The following is an 18,757-nucleotide window of genomic DNA, read 5'->3' on the forward strand; positions in this document are numbered from 1 at the left end:
CGTTGCTCGGCCGGACCACGTACGGTGGGGGACTGCGAAGGGGGCGCCATGAAGAAGCGCATCACTCTCCTGGCCGGGGTCGTGGCCATCACGACGCTCTGGGGCGCGCCGGGAACGGCCGGCCTCACCACCGGCACAGGACCGTCCACGTCGATCTCCCAGGCAGCCGTCGTGCAGGCCCGTGCCGCCGAGACCTGCGGTGGCCAGGCAGCCACGATCGTGGGCACCGACGGTCCCGACCGCCTCGTGGGCACCCCCGGTCGCGACGTCGTCTGGGCCGGCAACGGCGACGACTACGTCGAGGCGCTCGACGGCAGCGACGTCGTCTGTGGCGGTGGCGGGTCCGACACCATCCTCGGTGGCGCCGGCGACGACACGATCTTCGGCGGGGCCGACGCGTTCTGGATCGACGGCCGCGGTGACCACAAGGTCGGCGACGTCATCGACCCGGGCCCGGGCAACGACACGGTCGACCCCGTGGCCGACCAGCGGCGCAGCCGCGACGAGACGATCCCCGACCGCGTGACCTACGCCACCTCCTCGGTGCCGGTGAAGGTGGACCTCAGCGCCACGGCCACCACCGGGACCGTCGCCGGCGACGGCACCGACACGATCGGCACCGCCGGCGCCGTGGGCATCATCGGCTCGCAGTTCGCCGACACCCTCAACGGCTCGCCTCGCGACGACTACCTCGAGGGCGGCGGCGGTGGCGACACCATCAACGGCCTCGGCGGCCACGACGAGGTCTGGGCCGAGGGCCCCGTGCCCGGCGGTGACGACGACGACCGGGTCTCCGGCGGCGACGGCAACGACACCCTCCGCAGCTACCGCGGCCGTGACACCCTCACCGGTGGGGGCGGCGTCGACGCGATCTACGCCCACTCCGGCCAGGCGGCCGACGTCACCGGCGGGGGCGGCCACGACGCGATCTTCGCCAACGTCGTCCGCGGCGGCACGATGCGGGTCGACGGTGCCTCGGGCGTCGACGTCCTCACGCTCACCAGCACCTACGGCGACCCGAGCGGCCGTCCGGGCATGAAGGTCGACCTCGCCGCCGGTGTCATCGACGGCCAGGGTGCCGGCAAGGTGAGCGGCGTCGAGCAGGTGCTCGTCAACGACTACGTCTCCGTGAACTTCACCGGCACCAACTCCGGCGAGCTCGTCGGCCTGGCGCGGGGCGGCGCGCTGGACGCCCGCCTGAACGGCGGCAAGGACTTCGCCTACGGCAGCTTCTACAACGACAGGATCGACGGCGGCAAGGGCAAGGACTTCGTCTGGGGCATGGGCGGCCGCGACTCCTGCTCCGCCGCGGAGTCGCGCCGCCTCTGCGAGTAGGCCGCCGGCCGTCGTCGACGGTTCATCATGGTATGCAGCCGAACCAGCGCTTCCCATGGCTTGCACGCCGTGGGAGGTCCCGATTCACCGACATACCATGATGAAGCAGCAGCGGTCAGGGGGCCGGACGCCCCCAGCTCAGTCCTTGAGCTCGCAGATGACCGCGCCGTTGGCGACGGTGGCGCCGACCTCGGCCCGCAGGCCGGTGACGGTGCCGGACTTGTGGGCCTTGAGCGGCTGCTCCATCTTCATGGCCTCCATGACCACCACGACGTCACCCTCGGCGAGCTGCTGACCCTCCTCGACGGCGACCTTGACGATGGTGCCCTGCATGGGGCTGGTCACGGCGTCGCCGGAGGCCGCGGCGCCGGCCTTCTTGCCGGCCGCGCGCTTGGGCTTCCGCGCGCCGCCGGCGGCACCGCCGCCGATGCTGCCGAGCCCGCCGGGCAGGACGACCTCGAGGCGACGCCCGCCGACCTCGACGGTCACCTTCTGGCGCTCCACCGGCTCCTCGGCCTCGGCCGAGTCGCCGGCGTACGGCGCGATCTGATTGTCGAACTCCGTCTCGATCCACGACGTGTAGACCGAGAAGGTCTCGCCGTCGCCGACGAACGCGGGGTCGGAGACGACCGCGGCGTGGAACGGGACCACGGTCGGCATGCCGTCGACGACGAACTCCGCGAGGGCGCGCCGCGAGCGCTCCAGCGCCTGGGTGCGGTCGCGGCCGGAGACGACGAGCTTGGCGATGAGGGAGTCGAAGGAGCCCGGGATCGTCTCGCCGGCGACGTACCCTCCATCGACGCGGACGCCCGGGCCGCTCGGCGGCGCCCAGGCGGAGAGGGTGCCCGGGGCGGGCATGAAGTTGCGCCCGCCGTCCTCGGCGTTGATGCGGAACTCGATGGAGTGGCCGCGGACCTCCGGGTCGTCGTACCCGAGCTCCTCACCGGCGGCGATGCGGAACATCTCGCGGACGAGGTCGATGCCGGTGACCTCCTCGCTGACCGGGTGCTCGACCTGCAGGCGGGTGTTGACCTCGAGGAACGAGATGGTGCCGTCCTGCCCGACGAGGAACTCGCAGGTGCCGGCGCCGACGTAGCCGGCCTCCTTGAGGATCGCCTTGGAGGAGTCGTAGAGCGTGGTCAGCTGCTCCGCGGAGAGGTACGGCGCGGGCGCCTCCTCCACGAGCTTCTGGTGGCGGCGCTGCAGCGAGCAGTCGCGGGTGGAGACCACCACGACGTTGCCGTGCTGGTCGGCCAGGCACTGCGTCTCGACGTGGCGCGGCCGGTCGAGGTAGCGCTCCACGAAGCACTCGCCGCGGCCGAAGGCGGTGACGGCCTCGCGGACGGCCGACTCGAACGCGTCGGCGACCTCCGACATCTCGCGGGCGACCTTGAGGCCGCGGCCACCGCCGCCGAACGCCGCCTTGATCGCGATGGGGAGCCCGTTCTCCTCCGCAAAGGCGACCACCTCGTCGGCGTTCGCGACCGGGTCCTTGGTGCCGGCGACGAGCGGGGCGCCGACCTTCTGGGCGATGTGCCGGGCCTGCACCTTGTCGCCGAGCGCGTCGATCGCAGCCGGCGGCGGGCCGATCCAGACGAGTCCGGCGTCGATCACCGCCTGGGCGAACGCGGAGTTCTCGGCGAGGAAGCCGTAGCCCGGGTGCACCGAGTCGGCACCGGCGTCGGTGGCCGCCCTCACGATCTTCTCGATGTCGAGGTAGGACTCGGCCGGGGTGGCCCCGCCCAGGGAGTACGCCTCGTCGGCCAGCCGCACGAACTGCGCGTCCCGGTCGGGGTCGGCGTAGACCGCCACGGAGCCGATCCCGGCGTCCCTGCAGGCGCGGACCACACGCACCGCGATCTCGCCCCGGTTGGCGACGAGGACCTTCTCGAGCGGCTTGATGTCAGGCACGGAGCGACCTTATCGCCCGCCGGCCCCGTGACCGCCCGAGACCCGTCCCGGGTGGTTAGCGATCGTTAACCTCTCCGGCTAGCATGGCGGCATGGCCTACGAGTTGTCGCCCGAGCACGAGATGTTCCGCCGCAGCGTCCGCGAGTTCGCGGAGGCCGAGATCGCGCCGTACGCCGCGCAGTGGGACCGCGAGCACCACTTCCCGACCGACGTCGTGCAGAAGATGGGCAAGCTGGGCCTGATGGGGCTCACCGCCCCCGAGGAGTACGGCGGCTCCGGCCTGGCCGGCGAGGACGGCGGCTTCACCAGCCTCTGCCTGGCCATCGAGGAGGTGGGCCGGGTCGACCAGTCGATGGGCATCACGCTGGAGGCGGCGGTCGGCCTGGGCATCAACCCGATCCTCACCTTCGGCTCCGAGGAGCAGAGGCAGACATGGCTGCCCGAGCTGGTGAGCGGTGACAAGATCGCCGGCTTCGGGCTCACCGAGCCCGGTGCCGGCTCGGACGCGGGCGCCACCCGCACCAAGGCGGTGCTCGTGGACGGCGAGTGGGTCGTCAACGGCGCCAAGCAGTTCATCACGAACTCCGGCTCCGACATGACCAGCGTCGTCGCCGTGACCGCACGCACCGGAGAGCGACCAGGCACCTCCGCCGAGGGCGGCGGCAAGCCCGAGATCAGCGCGATCCTGGTGCCCAGCGGCACGCCCGGCTTCACCGCCGAGAAGGCCTACGACAAGCTCGGCTGGCACGCCTCCGACACCCACCCGCTGAGCTTCGAGGACGTGCGCGTCCCGGAGGGGAACCTCCTCGGTGGCCGCGGCCGCGGCTACGCCCAGTTCCTCGCCACCCTCGACGACGGCCGGGTCGCCATCGCCGCGCTCGCGGTCGGCTGCATCCAGGCCTGCCTGGACCTCTCGCTGCAGTACGCCGGCGAGCGGCACACCTCCCAGGGCCCCATCGGTCGCAAGCAGGGCGTCGCGTTCCAGATCTCCGACCTCCAGGTGATGCTCGACGCCTCGCGGCTGCTGACCTACAAGGCCGCGCACCTCAAGGACCGGATGGACGCCGGCCAGTCGGTCACCACCCGCGAGTTCAAGCAGGCAGCGGCCGTCGCGAAGCTCTACGCCACGGAGTCGGCCGTCACCGCGACCCGCATCGCCACGCAGGTCTTCGGGGGCTACGGCTTCATGGAGGAGTACCCCGTGGCGCGCTTCTACCGCGACGCCAAGGTGCTCGAGATCGGCGAGGGCACCTCCGAGGTGCAGCGCATGCTCATCGCCCGCGGGCTCGGCCTGCCGGTCGAGTAGCCCGGGGCCCGGCTTCCTCGGACTCGGCCGCCGGGCCGGCGCCGGTCTCAGCCGAACAGGTCGAACAGTGACGTCGCTGCGGCGGCCACGATCCAGAAGCGCAGGAACCGCCCCACCAGGCCGGTGACCAGGAAGACCACGATGTTCGCCCGCAGGACGCCGGCCAGCGCCGCCATCACGGCGTACGGCGGGAACCCGGCCCAGGCGGACACGAAGAGCAGCAGCGCGGTGAACCACGGGCGCCCCTGCGTGCGGGCCTGCCACTTGTCCATGCTGGCGCGGGTCTTCGGCCGCTCCATCTTGCGGTTGATGTAGGGCAGCCTCTCGGCGTGGGCGCCGGCGTAGTACCAGAGCACCTTGCCGACCATCTGGCCCACGGCCGCCACGGCCGCGATGAGCAGCGGGGGGTGGCTCCTGGCCGCCACCGCGACGTAGGCCTCCGCGTTGAGGATCGGGACGAGCGCCGAGCCGAACGAGAACAGGAACGTCCCGATCAGCAGGTTCACGCGCTGACTCGCTCCGGCACCGGCAGCCGCAGCTTCATGAGCCAGCCGAGCGAGACGCACTTGAGCACCAGCAGCGCCGTGGCGATCGCCAGGCCCAGCCACATCCAGCCGGTGACCAGCAGCAGCACCGCGAAGAGCGCGGAGTTGGTGGCCTTTCCGGGCTTGGACCAGTTCCACAGCCACAGGCGCCGGTCGACCTCATAGAAGTAGTTGGGGCTGCGGATCGGCCAGGCGAGGAACGCGATCGAGAGGAAGCAGTCGATGACCATGAACTCGGCGAGGTAGACGAAGATGGCCGGCGACAGGTGCGGCTCCAACCAGGCGAGCCCGATGTAGAAGGCCGCGGCGCAGAACCGGTCGCTGAAGATGTCCATCACCGCGCCGATGCGGGTCTCCTCGTCGCGCACCCGCGCCACGAAGCCGTCGAGCATGTCGCCGACCCAGTAGACGACCAGCGCGACGACCAGCAGGGTCAGGTCACCGTCGTACGCCGCCCAGGCCGCGAGGGTGACCGAGATCGCCGTGCGCACGAAGGTCACCACCGTGGCCGACGTCCAGAGCCGCTCGGCGCTCGCGTCGGCGGCGGTCTGCCTCGTCGCCCCCATGCTGGCGAGGCTACCGGTCCGGGGGTTCTCGACAGCGCAGGTGGCACGCGGCACAGTGGGGCCGTGCGGAATGCTCCGGGACACGGGATCGCGAGATGGTCGGCGGGCGCTGTCGCAGCGCTGCTGCTGGTGCCCCTGTCCGCGTGCGGGGTGACCCGCGGTGCCGACTCCCGCGACCTGCTGATGATCATCCCCAACAGCCCCGGCGGCGGCTACGACCAGACGGGCCGCGCCGCGGTGGCCGCGATGGAGGCCAACGAGGTCACGGGCGGCTCCTTCACCGTCGACAACGTCATCGGCGCGGGCGGGGCAGCGGCGATGACCGAGCTGATCGGCGACGCCGGCGACGAGCGGACGGTGATGACCGTCGGCCTCGGCGTGGTGGGCTCGACGTACTCCTTCGCCAGCTCCTACAACCCCCTGGACGCGACCCCGCTGGCCCAGCTGATGAGCGAGCCCGAGGGGATCCTGGTGCCGGCCGACTCGCCGTACCAGACGGTGGAGGACTTCGTGGAGGCGTGGACGGCCGATCCCGGCTCGCTGGCGATCGGCGGCGGCTCCTCGCCGGGAGGGCCCGACCACCTCTTCCCGATGCAGCTCGCGGCCGAGGTCGGGATCGACCCCCGCGACGTCAACTACGTCTCCTACGACGGCGGCGGCCCGCTGACCAGCGCGCTGCTGGGCGCGAAGATCGACGCCGGCTTCTCCGGGCCGGCGGAGTTCCTGGGCAGCATCGAGGACGGCGAGCTGCGGATGCTGGCGGTGTCGGGGGAGGAGCGGTCCCCGCAGGAGGCCTTCGCCGAGGTGCCGACGCTCACCGAGTCGGGCATCGACCTGGTCTTCCTCAACTGGCGGGGCCTGCTCGCCCCTCCCGACATCTCCGAGGAGCGCCGCGACGAGCTGATCGGCTACCTGGAGACGATGCACGAGACCGAGGAGTGGCAGGGGGAGCTGACGGCCAACGGCTGGACCGACGACTTCATCACCGGCGACGAGTTCGGCGACTTCCTGCAGGAGCAGGACCAGCGCGTCGCCGGCACCCTCGAGGAGCTGGGTCTGATCTGATGGCCGATGCACTCACGCCCCGGGGCCCCGCGCCGGTCCAGGTCGACCGGGGACAGTACCTCCTCGCGGGAGCCCTCGCGGTCGTGGGCGTCTACACCGTGATCGACGCACGCGGGCTGAACGTCGGCTTCGGCGACCCGGTCGGGCCGCGGGTCTTCCCCTACGTCATCGGCGTCGGCATGGTCGTGCTCGCGGTGCTGCTGGCCCTGGCCACCGCCCGCGGCGACGTGGCACAGGGCGAGGAGGGCGAGGACATCGACCTCACCAGCCCGCCCGACTGGGTCACCGTCGGCAAGCTCGTCGGCATCCTGGTGCTCAACCTGCTGCTCGTGAACATCATCGGCTGGGCGGTCACGGGGGCGCTGCTCTTCGCCGGCTGCGCCTGGGCGCTCGGGTCGCGCACGCTGGTGCGCGACCTCCTCGTCGGTGTGGTGCTCTCGGTGGGCAGCTGGTACGGCTTCTACGTCGGCCTGGACGTGCCCCTCGCGCCCGGCATCCTGGACGGCATCCTGTGATGGACACCCTGAACCTGCTCCTCGGCGGCCTGGGCAACGCCCTGACGCTGGAGAACCTGCTCTTCGCCGCCGTCGGCGTGCTGCTCGGGACCTTCGTCGGGGTGCTGCCGGGCATCGGGCCGGCCATGGCGGTGGCGCTCCTGCTCCCGATCACCTTCGGCCTCGAGGCCACCCAGTCGCTGATCCTCTTCGCCGGCATCTACTACGGCGGCATGTACGGCGGCTCGACGACGTCGATCCTGCTGAACACCCCGGGTGAGTCGGCGTCGGTGATGACCGCCATCGAGGGCAACAAGATGGCCAAGAGGGGGCGCGCCGCCCAGGCGCTCGCGACGGCGGCCATCGGCTCGTTCATCGCCGGCACCATCGGCACGCTGCTCGTGGCCTTCCTGACCCCGTGGCTGGCCGACATCGCGGTCGACATCGGCGCGCCGTCGTTCTTCGCGATCATGCTGCTCTCGCTGGTGCTCGTCACCGCGGTGCTGGGCTCCTCCAAGCTGCGCGGCTTCATCGGGCTGTTCATCGGCCTGACCATCGGCCTGGTCGGGATCGACCTCTCGACCGGCCAGGCCCGCCTCACCGCCGGCGTCCTGCAGCTGGCCGACGGCGTCGACATCGTCGTGGTCGCGGTCGGCGTGTTCGCCATCGGGGAGGCGCTGTGGATCGCCGCCCACCTGCGGCGGGCCCCCATCGACGTCATCCCCGTCGGCCGTCCCTTCATGAGCCGTGACGACTGGGGCCGCTCGTGGGGGCCGTGGCTGCGCGGCACCGCCCTCGGGTTCCCGTTCGGGGCCCTCCCCGCCGGCGGCGCGGAGACGCCGACGTTCCTCTCCTACGTGCTGGAGCGGCGGCTGTCGCGGAAGTCCGAGGAGTTCGGCCACGGCGCGATCGAGGGTGTCGCCGGGCCGGAGGCCGCGAACAACGCCAGCGCCGCCGGCATGTTCGTGCCCCTGCTCGCCCTCGGCCTGCCGGTGACCGCCACGGCCGCCGTGCTGCTGGCGGCGATGCGCACCTACGGCATCGTGCCGGGCCCGACCCTGATGGCCGACCAGCCCGACCTCGTCTGGACGCTGCTCGGCGCCCTGCTCATCGGCAACACGCTGCTGCTCCTGATCAACCTGCCGCTCGCACCGCTGTGGGCCAAGCTGCTGCAGGTCCCGCGGCCGCAGCTCTACGCCGGCATCCTCTTCTTCGCCTCGCTGGGCGCCTACGCCGTCAACCAGAGCGCCTTCGACATCGCGCTGCTCCTGGTCTTCGGGGCCGTGGGCTTCGCCGTCCGCCGCTTCGGCATCCCGATCCTGCCGCTGATCCTCGGCGTGATCATCGGCCCGCTGATGGAGACCCGGATGCGCGAGGCGCTCGACGTGTCCGACGGGGCCATCAGCGGGCTCTTCAACGAGCCGCTGGCCATCGTCATCTACGTGCTGATCGTGCTGGCGCTGGTGGTCCCGCCGATCCTGGAGCGCCGCGGTCGGGGCCTGGTCCCGGGCAGGCTCGACGACACGTCCGACGACCGCACCGACGAGAGCGAGGTCCGGCGATGAGCGTGGTGGTGGGCTACATCCCCAACGAGTACGGCGAGGCGGCGCTGACCGAGGCACTGGCCGAGGCGCAGCGGCGGGGCACCGGCCTGGTCGTCGTCAACGCGACCAGGGGCGACAGCCTCGTCGACAAGCGGTACGTCGGCGAGCGGGACCGCACCGAGCTGGAGGAGCGGCTCTCGGCGTCGCCCGTGGACGTCGAGCTGCGCCAGTCGATCGGTGCCGACGTCGCCGAGGAGATCCTGGCGGTGGCTCGCGAGGTCCGCGCCGAGGCGCTGGTGATCGGGGTCCGCCACCGCAGCCAGGTGGGCAAGATGCTGATGGGCAGCGTCGCCACCCGGCTGCTGATGGAGGCGCCCTGCCCCGTGGTGGCCGTCAAGCCCTGAGGCCGAAGGCGTCACGCTCGACGCCGAGGTGGATGTAGGCGGTGGTCATCTCACCTACCCCTGGTCAGGGGGGGTCGCCCAGAGCGACGGCCACGCGTGGCCGAGCTCGCGCACGAGGTCGCGCAGCAGCGGGAGGCTGACGCCGACGACGTTGTGGTGGTCGCCCTCGATGCCGGTGACGAAGGCGCCGCCGAGGCCGTCGACGGTGAAGGCGCCGGCGACGTGCAGCGGCTCTCCGGTGGCGACGTATGCCGCCACCTCCGCGTCGGTGACGTCGGCGAAGTGGACCGTCGTGCTGGCCGTGGCGGCGGCCACCGCGCCGGTGGCCAGGTCGCGCAGCGAGTGGCCGGTGTGCAGGACGCCGGAGCGCCCGCGCATCGCCTGCCACCGGCGGACGGCCTCGTCGGCGTCACCTGGCTTGCCCAGCGCGTCGCCGTCGAGCTCGAGGACCGAGTCGCACCCGAGCACCAGCCCGTCACCCGGGAGGTCGCCCCGGACGGCGACGGCGGCGCACTTGAGCTCCGCGAGCTGGAGCGCCAGCTCGACCGGCGGCAGCCCCACCAGGCGTGACTCGTCGACGCCGCTGACGACCACGTGGGGGTCGAGCCCGGCGCTGCGGAGGGTGGCCAGCCGGGCGGGAGACTGGGAGGCCAGGACGAACGGGAGGCTCACCCGGCGACCCTATCCGCGGCCTCGACGTCGTGGGAGGCCACCTGCACGAAGGCGGGACGGTCGTGCCGGCCCTCGTGCACCTCGCCGCGCGCCCACCACAGGTGCAGGCCGGAGGGGGTCACCTCGAGGGTGGCCAGGTTGTTGTCGAACCAGGGCCCCTTGGCCAGCCGCCAGCGCACCGGCGCCTCGGGCAGCCTGGCCCAGCGCGCGACGGCGCGCCCCACCGAGCCGGCGACGCCGGTGGACACGACGGTTGTCGCGAAGCGCACCTTCCGTGGCATCGGGTTGCGGATCGGGGAGCAGACGGCCTGCACGACACGGCTGCGCAGCGGCGGTTGCCCCTCGGTCGCGCGGCGGGTGGCCCGGGCCTCGCAGACATAGCTGTGGTGGACGTCGCCGGAGAGGAAGGTGACCGTGCGCGGTGCCCGCCCGCGCATGCCGCGCGCGACCTCCAGGACCATCGCCGCCACCGTCTGGAAGCCCTCCTGGAACGCGGCCCAGTGCTCGAGGTCGACCGTGGTGCGCATCCTCTCGCTGAGCGTGCCGACGCGCCGTCCCCAGGCGCCGCCGGCGAGCGCCTCGTTGAACGCCTCGACGTAGTGCAGTCCGGGGGCCAGGAGGAAGGGCAGCGAGGTGCCCAGGAGCAGGTGGTCGACGTCGCCCCGCATCTGCTCGTCGAGCCACGCGAGCTCATGGGCGTCGAGGATCGAGCGACGCCCGGGCTCCAGCACACGGGCCGCCCGGGAGTCGATGACCACCAGCCGGGCCTGGCTTCCGAAGTCGCGCGAGTGGCTCCACCGGTAGCTCTCGGGGTGCTGGTCGGCGCGCTCGGCCAGCGCGTCGAGGTGGGCGGTGGCGTCGTGCTCGTGCTCGCCCTCGTGGGCGGTGATCGCCCTCCAGACCTCGTCGTCGACGCGCTGGGCGGGGGAGAGGTTCCCCAGGTGCTGGTAGACCCAGTACGCCGCGAGCCCGGCGACGACCCGGCCGTGCCACCAGCTGGTGGCCTCCATCTCGTCCTTCCAGACCTGCGAGGTGTTCCAGTCGTCGCGGATGTCGTGGTCGTCGAAGATCATCGCGCTCGGCACCGTGGAGAGCAGCCAGCGGTTGGTGGGCTCGACCCACGCGATCTGGTAGAGGTGGGCGTACTCCTGGTAGTCCTTCAGCTCCGTCCACGGCGGCTGCTCGATGTCACGCCGGGCCTCGATGAACTCGCGCATCTCGGCCGTCGTCTCGTCGGCGTAGACCTGGTCGCCGAGGAAGAGCAGCAGGCCGGGCCAGCGCACGTCGCCCCCTGCATCGGGGTCGTGGTCGCCCGAGGCATCGGTGACCCCGGCCATCCGCAGCGCGTAGGCGCGCAGCGCGTCCACGCCGTGGATGCCGTTGCCCTCGGCGTCGTGGCTGATCGAGGTGCGGCAGGACCCGAAGACCACCCGCAGCGGCTCGTCGTGGTCGAGGGTGACGATCTGTGAGGGCGGGTACGGCGAGTCGGCCGGCGGCCACACCGGCTCGCCGTCGACGAGGACCCGGTAGTCCAGGCGCGTCCCCCTCGGCAGGCCGTCGAGCTCGACGAGGGCGTAGTGGTGACCGTGCACGCCGAAGGTGCGTGCGGTGGCCTCGTGCTCGCCGGCGCACACCGTCACCCGGGCGGCTGCGACGGTCTTCACCCACACCGAGGCGGTGTGCTCGTCGACGTAGCGGACCAGGGGGCCAAGGACGAGTGCGGTCATGGGCCCACCCTCACACGTCCTGCCTGAGGGAGGGCTGCCTCCCCGTTGCTGGAACGTTCGTACAACGCCCGTTGCACGAACGTTCCAGCAACCGGTCGGACACCCTCACTGCGGCAGGCCGCTGGAGCGCCAGCCGCCCGGACCGTGCGGGAGCGTACGGCGCACCTTGCGGTGGTGGGCCGACCACTCCGGGACCGGCTTCGGGGCAGGCGCCTGGTCGGACCCGAGCGCGGAGAGGACGGCGACCAGCGCCGCGACCTCCTCGGCGGTGGCGTCCGGGGTGAGGACGCGGAGCACGGGCTGGTCCTCGTCGGCGCCACTGCTCGTGGCCATCAGAGGGGGATGTTCCCGTGCTTCTTCGCGGGCAGCGACTCCCGCTTCGAGCGCAGCAGGCGCAGTGCCCGGACGACCTCGACCCGCGTCTCGTGCGGGGTGATGACCGCGTCGACGTAGCCGCGCTCGGCGGCCTGGTAGGGGTTGGCCAGCGTGTCGTCGTACTCCTGCACCAGCTCGGCGCGACGTGCCTCGGGGTCCTCGGCGCTCCTCAGCTCGTTGCGGTAGAGGATGTTGACCGCGCCCTGGGCGCCCATCACCGCGATCTGCGCGGTGGGCCACGCCAGGTTGATGTCGGCGCCGAGGTGCTTGGAGCCCATGACGTCGTAGGCGCCGCCGTAGGCCTTGCGGGTGATGATGGTGACCAGCGGGACGGTGGCCTCGGCGTAGGCGTAGATGAGCTTGGCGCCGCGGCGGATGATGCCGTTCCACTCCTGGTCGGTGCCGGGCAGGAAGCCGGGCACGTCGACGAAGGTCAGCACCGGGATGTTGAAGGCGTCGCAGGTGCGCACGAAGCGCGCGGCCTTCTCGGAGGCGTCGATGTCCAGGGTGCCGGCGAGCTGCAGCGGCTGGTTGGCCACGATGCCGACCGAGCGGCCCTCCACCCGGCCGTAGCCGACGACGATGTTGGGCGCGAACAGCGCCTGCACCTCGAGGAACTCCTCGTCGTCGAGCACCGCCGAGACGACCTCGTGCATGTCGTAGGGCTGGTTGGGCGAGTCGGGGATCAGCGCGTCGAGGGCCCGGTCCACCTCCGAGAGGTCGAGGTCGGCCGCCTCGTCGTAGATCGGCGGCTCGTCGAGGTTGTTCTGCGGCAGGTAGGACAGCAGCGCCTTGACGTAGTCGATGGCGTCCTGCTCGTCCGAGCCCAGGTAGTGGGCGTTGCCGGACTTCGTGTTGTGGGTGCGGGCGCCGCCGAGCTCCTCCATGGTGACGTCCTCGCCGGTGACGGTCTTGATGACGTCGGGGCCGGTGATGAACATGTTCGAGGTGCCGTCGACCATGATCGTGAAGTCGGTGACCGCGGGGGAGTAGACGTGCCCGCCGGCACAGGAACCCATGATCAGGCTGATCTGCGGGATGACGCCCGAGGCGTGCACGTTGCGCTTGAAGATCTCGCCGTACAGGCCCAGGGACACCACGCCCTCCTGGATGCGCGCGCCGGCGCCCTCGTTGATGCCGATGATGGGCGAGCCGGTGCGCACCGCGAGGTCCATGACCTTGCAGATCTTCTCGCCGTAGACCTGGCCCAGCGAGCCGCCGAAGATGGTGAAGTCCTGCGAGAACACGCACACCTGGCGGCCCTCGATGGTGCCGTAGCCGGTGATCACGCCGTCGCCGTAGGGCCGGTTCTTCTCCAGCCCGAAGTTGGTGGAGCGGTGGCGCGCGAGCTCGTCGATCTCCACGAACGAGCCCTCGTCGAAGAGCAGCGCGATGCGCTCGCGAGCGGTGCCCCGGCCCTTGGCGTGCTGCTTCTCGACCGCCTTGGCCGATGCCGCGTGCACCGCCTCGTCGAGTCGGAGCTCGAGGTCGGCCAGCTTGCCGGCCGTGGTGTGGATGTCGGGCTCGGGTTGGGTCGCGTCTGCACTCACCGGTGTGGCCTCCTCGTGGTCCGTGCGCCAATCTAGTGCCCATGAGCGACGCCCTGGCACCTCGCCCGCCCCTGGATGCCGAGCGCCTGGCCGCGCTCCCCGGACCCTGGCGCGTGGAGGTGGTCGACGCCACGCCCTCGACGAACGCGATCGTGGTCGAGCGGGCGCGGGCGGGGGAGGAGGCGGGCCTGGTCGTCACCACCGAGCACCAGACCGCCGGCCGCGGGCGCCTCGACCGGGTGTGGGAGACGCCGCGCGGCGTGGCCCTGACGTTCTCGGTGCTGCTGCGCCCCGACGTGCCCGCGGCGCAGTGGCCCCTGCTCCCGTTGCTCGTCGGGTACGCCGTCCAGGCGGCCCTGGCCGACCGGGTGCCCGAGGTGGCGCTGAAGTGGCCCAACGACGTCCTGGTGGGTGACCACAAGATCGCGGGGATCCTCGTGGAGCGGATCGAGACCCCGGGCGGTCCCGCCGCGGTCGTCGGCGTCGGCATCAACGTCAACCAGACGATGCACGACCTCCCCGTCGCCCTGGCGACCTCGCTGGCGCTCGAGCTGGGGGAGAGCTTCGACCGCACCGACCTGCTGGTGCACGTGCTCGGCGCCCTCAACGGGCTGCTGCCGCTGCTGGAGGCTCCCGACGCCGTGCGCGTGGCCTACCTGGACGCCTGCTCGACGATCGGGCGGGAGGTGGAGGTGCACCTCCCCGGTGGCGACGTGCGCCGCGGGGAGGCGATCGGGATCGATGCCCACGGCGCGCTGGTGGTGAGCTCGGCCGACGGCACCCTCACCGTGGGCGCCGGGGACGTGATCCACGTGCGCGCCACGGCCGACTGAGGCGCCCGCGCGCGGACCGAGGAGGCGGCGGGGCCGGGGCCCCATGTCCCAGGCCCCGCCGCCGGTCGAGAGCTACGTGGTGACCGCTCAGGCGGCCGGCGCCACGTAGTCGGCCGAGTCGCCGGTGACGACCACGTAGAACCGCTTGCGGTTGTCGGCCGTGGTGACCCCGCCGTTGCTCAGCCGCGGGCTGACCACCAGGTGATTGAGGTTGGCGGTGCCGGGAGGGGCGCACGCGGTGACGGGGACGCCGCACTGGCTGACCGAGATCTCACCCGAGAACTCGGGGTTGGCGTCGGCGCCGGGGGCGCGACCGTTGGTGATGGCGTCACCGTTCTGGTCCACGGTGTTCTGCAGCGCGACCACGGCGAGGACGCCGTTGTTGCCCAGCGGCTCGTTGGCGTTGATGTAGACGTTCCCGTTGGCGCGGGCCGAGTTGTCACCCGGGGCGGGCGCGGTGTTCGGCAGCGTCGGGTAGGCGGCGGTGATGCTGAACCCGCCCGACTGCGCCTCGATCTGCCCGGCAGCGTTCACCAGTGCCCAGCGGCCGACCCCGGCGGGTCCCTGCGGGCCCTGCGGCAGGTCGCTCTCGCGGAAGTCCTTGGCTCGCAGCGAGCCGTTCTTGACGTCCTTGCTCTTCACGGTGTTGTTGCGGATGTCCTTGGAGGACACCGTGCCGTTCTTGATGTCCTTGCCGGTGATCATCACCGCGGCGTACGACGTGCCGCCGGTCGCGACGACCAGCGCGAGGCTGGAGATGATCAGGGCGGGGGACGGGCGGCGGCCCCTGAGCAGGCGAGGCAGGTGTGGACGCATGGGAGGGTTCCCTTCGGCTGTGTGTTCGCGGTGACGTGGTGAGGGCTTCGTCGCGGACGACTGGATCGGATTGGCCGCGGGCGCGGCGCGCCCACAGCAGTACATGCACCTGGGCGGGACGGTGTTACAGGAGACGGCGTGGCAGGTCAGACCCGGCAGGGTCGTCCTGCGAGGTGACATGATCGGCCGGTGACCTACCCCGCCCGGCTCCTCAACGAGGGCCAGCGCGTCGTCGCCTCGACCCGCACCCAGACCGAGGCCCTTCTCGGCCCGGTCCGGCTCCTGGTCGTGGTGGCGCTGGCGGCGCTGTGGTTCGTGGTCCGGCCGCTGGTCGCCGAGGATCTGCACCGACTCTCCGGGAGCGACCCGGAGCGACCCGGTGCGACACGACGATGACGCCTGACGACTCCTCGCCCAGCGAGCGCCTCGAGCGCGCGATCCTGCGGCAGGACCGCGTCTACAACGCCGCCGAGGTGGCGTCCGAGACGGGTGTGACGATCGACCAGACCCGGCGCCTGTGGCGGTCCCTGGGCTTCCCCGAGCACGTCGCCGAGGTGGCGTTCACCCAGTCCGACGTCGACGCGGTCTCCACGATCATCTCGATCGTCGACTCCGGCGCCATCGACTTCGACCTCGCGGTCAACCTCACCCGCGCGGTCGGCCAGACGATGGCCCGCCTCGCCGACTGGGAGGTGGCGACGCTGGTCAACCGGGTGGAGGAGCTGGCCCGCACCGACGAGGAGTCGGGCAGCCGCGTGGAGTCCGCGCTGCGGCTGGTCGAGCAGGTCAACGAGCCGTTCGAGACGCTGCTGACCTTCGCCTGGCGCCGCCACCTCGCCGCCGCGGTGTCGCGGATGGAGGCCCTGGGCGCCAACGAGGCCGACCTGCACACCACCGCGGTCACCGCCGGGTTCGCCGACATCGTCAGCTTCACCCAGCTCAGCAACGAGATCGACGCCAACCGCATCGGCGACCTCGTGGAGGTGTTCGAGAGCCGTTGCGCCGATGTCGTCAACGCGCAGGGCGGCCGGGTCATCAAGAGCATCGGCGACTCGATGCTCTTCGTGGCCGACGACGCCGAGCGCGCTGTGTCGATCGCCGAGGGCATCATCAACGTCATCGGCCGCGACAGCCGGATGCCCGACGTCCGCCTCGGGCTGGCCAGCGGCTCGGTGGTCATGCGGATGGGCGACGTCTTCGGGCCGCCCGTGAACATGGCCGCGCGGCTCACCGCCGTCGCCCGCCGCAACCGGGTGATCATCGACCAGGCGACCGCCGACCTGCTGCCGCCCGCGGAGTTCGAGACCCGTCGGCTGCCGGCCCGTCCGGTGCGCGGGTTCGGGCTCGTCGAGCCGGTCGCCGTACGCCGTCACTGAGGCGTCGCTGGTATGGACCAGAGGGCCCCGCTCAGCGGTTTACGGCGTGGCGCGCCCCGCGCATTCCTACGGTCTACCCGTGATCATGGTGCAGGACGTGTGCGTGGACCCCGAGCAGCGTCGCTGCTGGCGTGGGGACGATGAGGTGCGCCTGTCGCGCAAGGAGTTCGACCTCGTGCACGCGCTGATCGCCCGCGCCGGTGAGGTCGTCACCCGCGACGAGCTCATGCACCGCGTCTGGGACGCCCGCTTCTACACCTCGTCGAAGACCATCGACGTGCACCTGGGGTGGGTGCGCCGCAAGCTCGGTGACGACACCCGGCGACCCACGCTCATCACCACGTTGCGCGGCCGCGGCCTGCGCTTCGAGGTGGCCGCCCCCGTCGAGGTCCGCGTCCTGTCCTAGAGTCGGCCGCGTGCCGCAGCCCCCTGCCCCGTCCCAGGCGCCGACCCTGGCCGTGATCGGCGGCGGGCAGCTGGCGCGGATGATGGCGCAGCCCGCCATCGCGCTCGGCCTGCCGCTGCGCCTGCTCGCCGAGGCCGACGGCGTCTCGGCCGCCCAGGTGGTCCCCGACCACGTCGTGGGCGACTTCCGCGACCTCGAGACGCTGCGGTCGGTGACCGCCGGCTGCGCCGTGGTGACCTTCGACCACGAGCACGTGCCCACCGAGCACCTGCGCGCGCTGGAGCAGCAGCTGGCCGTCCGGCCCGGCCCCGACGCGCTGGTGCACGCCCAGGACAAGGCCGTGATGCGACGCCGGCTGGCCGAGCTGGGCGTCCCGTGTCCTCGCAACGCCGTGGTGGAGGGGCTCGCCGACGTCGAGGCGTTCGGCTTCCCCTGCGTGCTCAAGACGACCCGCGGCGGGTACGACGGCAAGGGTGTCTGGTTCGTGCGCGAGCCGGACCAGGCCCGGGCCGCCTTCGAGGCCGCCGCGGCTGCGGGTGTGCAGGTGCTGGCCGAGGAGCTCGTCGACTTCCGTCGCGAGCTGTCGGCGATCGTCGCCCGGTCGCCGAGCGGGCAGGCCGCCGCCTACCCCGTCGTCGCCTCCACCCAGCTCGACGGCGTCTGCCACGAGGTCGTCGCGCCCGCACCCGACCTCTCCGCCGAGCTGGCCGGCGAGGCCCAGCGGATCGCGCTGCGCGTGGCGGGGGAGCTGGGCGTCACCGGCGTCCTGGCCGTCGAGCTCTTCGAGACCACCGACGGGCGGGTGCTGGTCAACGAGCTGGCGATGCGGCCGCACAACACCGGCCACTGGACCCAGGACGGCGCCGTCACCTCGCAGTTCGAGAACCACCTGCGCGCCGTCATGGACCTGCCCCTCGGCTCGCCCGCGCCGCGGGCGCGGTGGACCGTGATGGTCAACATCCTCGGCGGGCCCGACGACACCGGACGCCTGTACGACGGCTTCCCGCACGCCCTGGCGCGCGACCCGTTCCTGCGGGTGCACCTCTACGGCAAGACGCTGCGTCCGGGACGCAAGGTGGGCCACGTCAACGCCTACGGCGACGACCTCGAGGACTGCCTCGAGCGCGCCCGGCACGCCGCCGCGTGGTTCCGCGGAGACCTGGGAGACGAGAGCGAATGAGTGCCGACGACCGGCCCCGCGTGGGCATCGTGATGGGGTCCGACTCCGACTGGCCGGTGATGCAGGCCGCCGCCGAGGCGCTCGCCGAGTTCGACGTCGCCCACGAGGCCGACGTCGTCAGCGCCCACCGGATGCCCGAGGAGATGCTCGCCTACGGCCGCGACGCCGCCGGCCGCGGCATCTCGGTGGTCGTCGCCGGCGCCGGGGGCGCGGCCCACCTGCCCGGCATGCTGGCGGCCGTCACCCCGCTGCCCGTCATCGGCGTGCCCGTGCCCCTCAAGCACCTCGACGGCTTGGACTCCCTGCTCTCGATCGTGCAGATGCCGGCCGGCGTGCCCGTCGCCACGGTGTCGATCGGCGGCGCGCGCAACGCCGGGCTGCTCGCCGTACGCATCCTCGCCGCCTCCGACCCTGCGCTCCAGCAGCGGATGCTCGAGTTCCAGTCCTCCCTGCGCGCCGCCGCGGCCGAGAAGGGCGCCGCCGTGCGCCGGGAGTCCGGCCGGGGGGCGCGAAGGCTGGGGTTCTGAGCCGGGGGTGTCGTGCGCGCAGGGATCCCCGGATATCCGGGGATCCCCTCGCTTGGCGGGTGTTGCAACCCCCATTAACCGTGAGACACGCCGGCGAAGGTTGGGCGGACACGCCGGGGCGAGGC

General features: G+C 72.2%; 20 protein-coding genes. 12 read left to right on the plus strand and 8 right to left on the minus strand.

Annotated features, from left to right (window positions below):
* Nucleotides 1-48: 48 nt before the first annotated feature.
* A complete protein-coding gene (locus tag QZX64_RS05565) occupies nt 49-1,335 on the plus strand; it encodes a calcium-binding protein (protein ID WP_295657613.1) in 1,287 nt (428 codons plus the stop codon).
* A gap of 138 nt (nt 1,336-1,473) precedes the next feature.
* Here QZX64_RS05565 and QZX64_RS05570 read toward each other — a convergent pair whose 3' ends face one another.
* The gene (locus QZX64_RS05570) at nt 1,474-3,246 is read right to left on the minus strand and encodes a biotin carboxylase N-terminal domain-containing protein (RefSeq protein ID WP_295657614.1); all 1,773 of its coding nucleotides are present in this window, start codon (nt 3,244-3,246) and stop codon (nt 1,474-1,476) included.
* A gap of 91 nt (nt 3,247-3,337) precedes the next feature.
* Between QZX64_RS05570 and QZX64_RS05575 the strand changes: the two genes are divergently transcribed.
* Nucleotides 3,338-4,552 (plus strand): acyl-CoA dehydrogenase family protein, encoded by a 1,215-nt coding sequence (locus QZX64_RS05575; RefSeq protein ID WP_295657615.1) that lies wholly within the window; start codon nt 3,338-3,340, stop codon nt 4,550-4,552.
* Between the two features lie 47 nt (nt 4,553-4,599).
* Here the strand turns inward: QZX64_RS05575 and QZX64_RS05580 are convergent, their stop codons facing one another.
* Together QZX64_RS05580 and QZX64_RS05585 are read right to left on the minus strand one after the other, a co-directional pair.
* Entirely contained in the window at nt 4,600-5,058 is a 459-nt protein-coding gene (locus QZX64_RS05580; protein ID WP_295657616.1) for a VTT domain-containing protein, read from the minus strand.
* On the minus strand, nt 5,055-5,663 hold the full coding sequence (locus QZX64_RS05585) for a CDP-alcohol phosphatidyltransferase family protein (RefSeq protein ID WP_295657617.1): 609 nt from the start codon (nt 5,661-5,663) through the stop codon (nt 5,055-5,057). Before QZX64_RS05585 ends, QZX64_RS05580 begins: the two co-directional genes overlap by 4 nt.
* A gap of 63 nt (nt 5,664-5,726) precedes the next feature.
* Between QZX64_RS05585 and QZX64_RS05590 the strand changes: the two genes are divergently transcribed.
* Genes QZX64_RS05590 through QZX64_RS05605 form a run of 4 tightly spaced genes read left to right on the plus strand, consistent with a single transcriptional unit; the run spans nt 5,727 to nt 9,170 of the window.
* A complete protein-coding gene (locus tag QZX64_RS05590; RefSeq protein WP_295657618.1) occupies nt 5,727-6,728 on the plus strand; it encodes a tripartite tricarboxylate transporter substrate binding protein in 1,002 nt (333 codons plus the stop codon).
* The gene (locus tag QZX64_RS05595; protein ID WP_295657619.1) at nt 6,728-7,243 is read left to right on the plus strand and encodes a tripartite tricarboxylate transporter TctB family protein; all 516 of its coding nucleotides are present in this window, start codon (nt 6,728-6,730) and stop codon (nt 7,241-7,243) included. Before QZX64_RS05590 ends, QZX64_RS05595 begins: the two co-directional genes overlap by 1 nt.
* Entirely contained in the window at nt 7,243-8,787 is a 1,545-nt protein-coding gene (locus QZX64_RS05600; RefSeq protein WP_295657620.1) for a tripartite tricarboxylate transporter permease, read from the plus strand. Before QZX64_RS05595 ends, QZX64_RS05600 begins: the two co-directional genes overlap by 1 nt.
* A complete protein-coding gene (locus QZX64_RS05605) occupies nt 8,784-9,170 on the plus strand; it encodes a universal stress protein (protein WP_295657621.1) in 387 nt (128 codons plus the stop codon). The genes QZX64_RS05600 and QZX64_RS05605 overlap by 4 nt, the downstream gene beginning before the upstream one ends.
* Nucleotides 9,171-9,224: 54 nt before the next feature.
* On the opposite strand, the gene QZX64_RS05610 is transcribed toward QZX64_RS05605, so the two are convergent.
* The 4 genes from QZX64_RS05610 to QZX64_RS05625 all read right to left on the minus strand — a co-directional run bounded on the left by QZX64_RS05610 (nt 9,225) and on the right by QZX64_RS05625 (nt 13,494).
* Nucleotides 9,225-9,842, minus strand: coding sequence for a nucleoside triphosphate pyrophosphatase (locus QZX64_RS05610; RefSeq protein ID WP_295657622.1), 618 nt, complete (start codon nt 9,840-9,842; stop codon nt 9,225-9,227).
* Nucleotides 9,839-11,569: an alkaline phosphatase D family protein gene (locus tag QZX64_RS05615; protein ID WP_295657623.1), complete on the minus strand. Its 1,731-nt coding sequence runs from the start codon at nt 11,567-11,569 to the stop codon at nt 9,839-9,841. Before QZX64_RS05615 ends, QZX64_RS05610 begins: the two co-directional genes overlap by 4 nt.
* 105 nt (nt 11,570-11,674) lie before the next feature.
* A complete protein-coding gene (locus tag QZX64_RS05620; protein WP_295657624.1) occupies nt 11,675-11,902 on the minus strand; it encodes an acyl-CoA carboxylase subunit epsilon in 228 nt (75 codons plus the stop codon).
* A complete protein-coding gene (locus tag QZX64_RS05625) occupies nt 11,902-13,494 on the minus strand; it encodes an acyl-CoA carboxylase subunit beta (protein ID WP_295657625.1) in 1,593 nt (530 codons plus the stop codon). Before QZX64_RS05625 ends, QZX64_RS05620 begins: the two co-directional genes overlap by 1 nt.
* Nucleotides 13,495-13,535: 41 nt before the next feature.
* On the opposite strand from QZX64_RS05625, the gene QZX64_RS05630 reads away from it, so the two are divergent.
* A complete protein-coding gene (locus tag QZX64_RS05630) occupies nt 13,536-14,327 on the plus strand; it encodes a biotin--[acetyl-CoA-carboxylase] ligase (protein ID WP_295657626.1) in 792 nt (263 codons plus the stop codon).
* 87 nt (nt 14,328-14,414) lie between these two features.
* On the opposite strand, the gene QZX64_RS05635 is transcribed toward QZX64_RS05630, so the two are convergent.
* Entirely contained in the window at nt 14,415-15,143 is a 729-nt protein-coding gene (locus QZX64_RS05635) for a hypothetical protein (protein WP_295657627.1), read from the minus strand.
* A gap of 189 nt (nt 15,144-15,332) precedes the next feature.
* Here QZX64_RS05635 and QZX64_RS05640 point away from each other — a divergent pair, with 189 nt between their 5' ends.
* The 5 genes from QZX64_RS05640 to purE all read left to right on the plus strand — a co-directional run bounded on the left by QZX64_RS05640 (nt 15,333) and on the right by purE (nt 18,632).
* Entirely contained in the window at nt 15,333-15,539 is a 207-nt protein-coding gene (locus QZX64_RS05640) for a hypothetical protein (RefSeq protein WP_295657628.1), read from the plus strand.
* On the plus strand, nt 15,536-16,519 hold the full coding sequence (locus QZX64_RS05645; RefSeq protein ID WP_295657629.1) for an adenylate/guanylate cyclase domain-containing protein: 984 nt from the start codon (nt 15,536-15,538) through the stop codon (nt 16,517-16,519). The genes QZX64_RS05640 and QZX64_RS05645 overlap by 4 nt, the downstream gene beginning before the upstream one ends.
* 85 nt (nt 16,520-16,604) lie before the next feature.
* Entirely contained in the window at nt 16,605-16,925 is a 321-nt protein-coding gene (locus tag QZX64_RS05650; protein ID WP_295657632.1) for a winged helix-turn-helix domain-containing protein, read from the plus strand.
* 10 nt (nt 16,926-16,935) lie between these two features.
* Nucleotides 16,936-18,105, plus strand: coding sequence for a 5-(carboxyamino)imidazole ribonucleotide synthase (locus QZX64_RS05655; RefSeq protein ID WP_295657630.1), 1,170 nt, complete (start codon nt 16,936-16,938; stop codon nt 18,103-18,105).
* Nucleotides 18,102-18,632 (plus strand): 5-(carboxyamino)imidazole ribonucleotide mutase, encoded by a 531-nt coding sequence (gene purE, locus QZX64_RS05660; protein WP_295657631.1) that lies wholly within the window; start codon nt 18,102-18,104, stop codon nt 18,630-18,632. Before QZX64_RS05655 ends, purE begins: the two co-directional genes overlap by 4 nt.
* The last annotated feature ends 125 nt before the right edge of the window (nt 18,633-18,757 follow it).

It is taken from the genome of uncultured Nocardioides sp. (genome assembly GCF_902805925.1).
In the GTDB taxonomy this organism is placed as follows: domain Bacteria; phylum Actinomycetota; class Actinomycetes; order Propionibacteriales; family Nocardioidaceae; genus Nocardioides.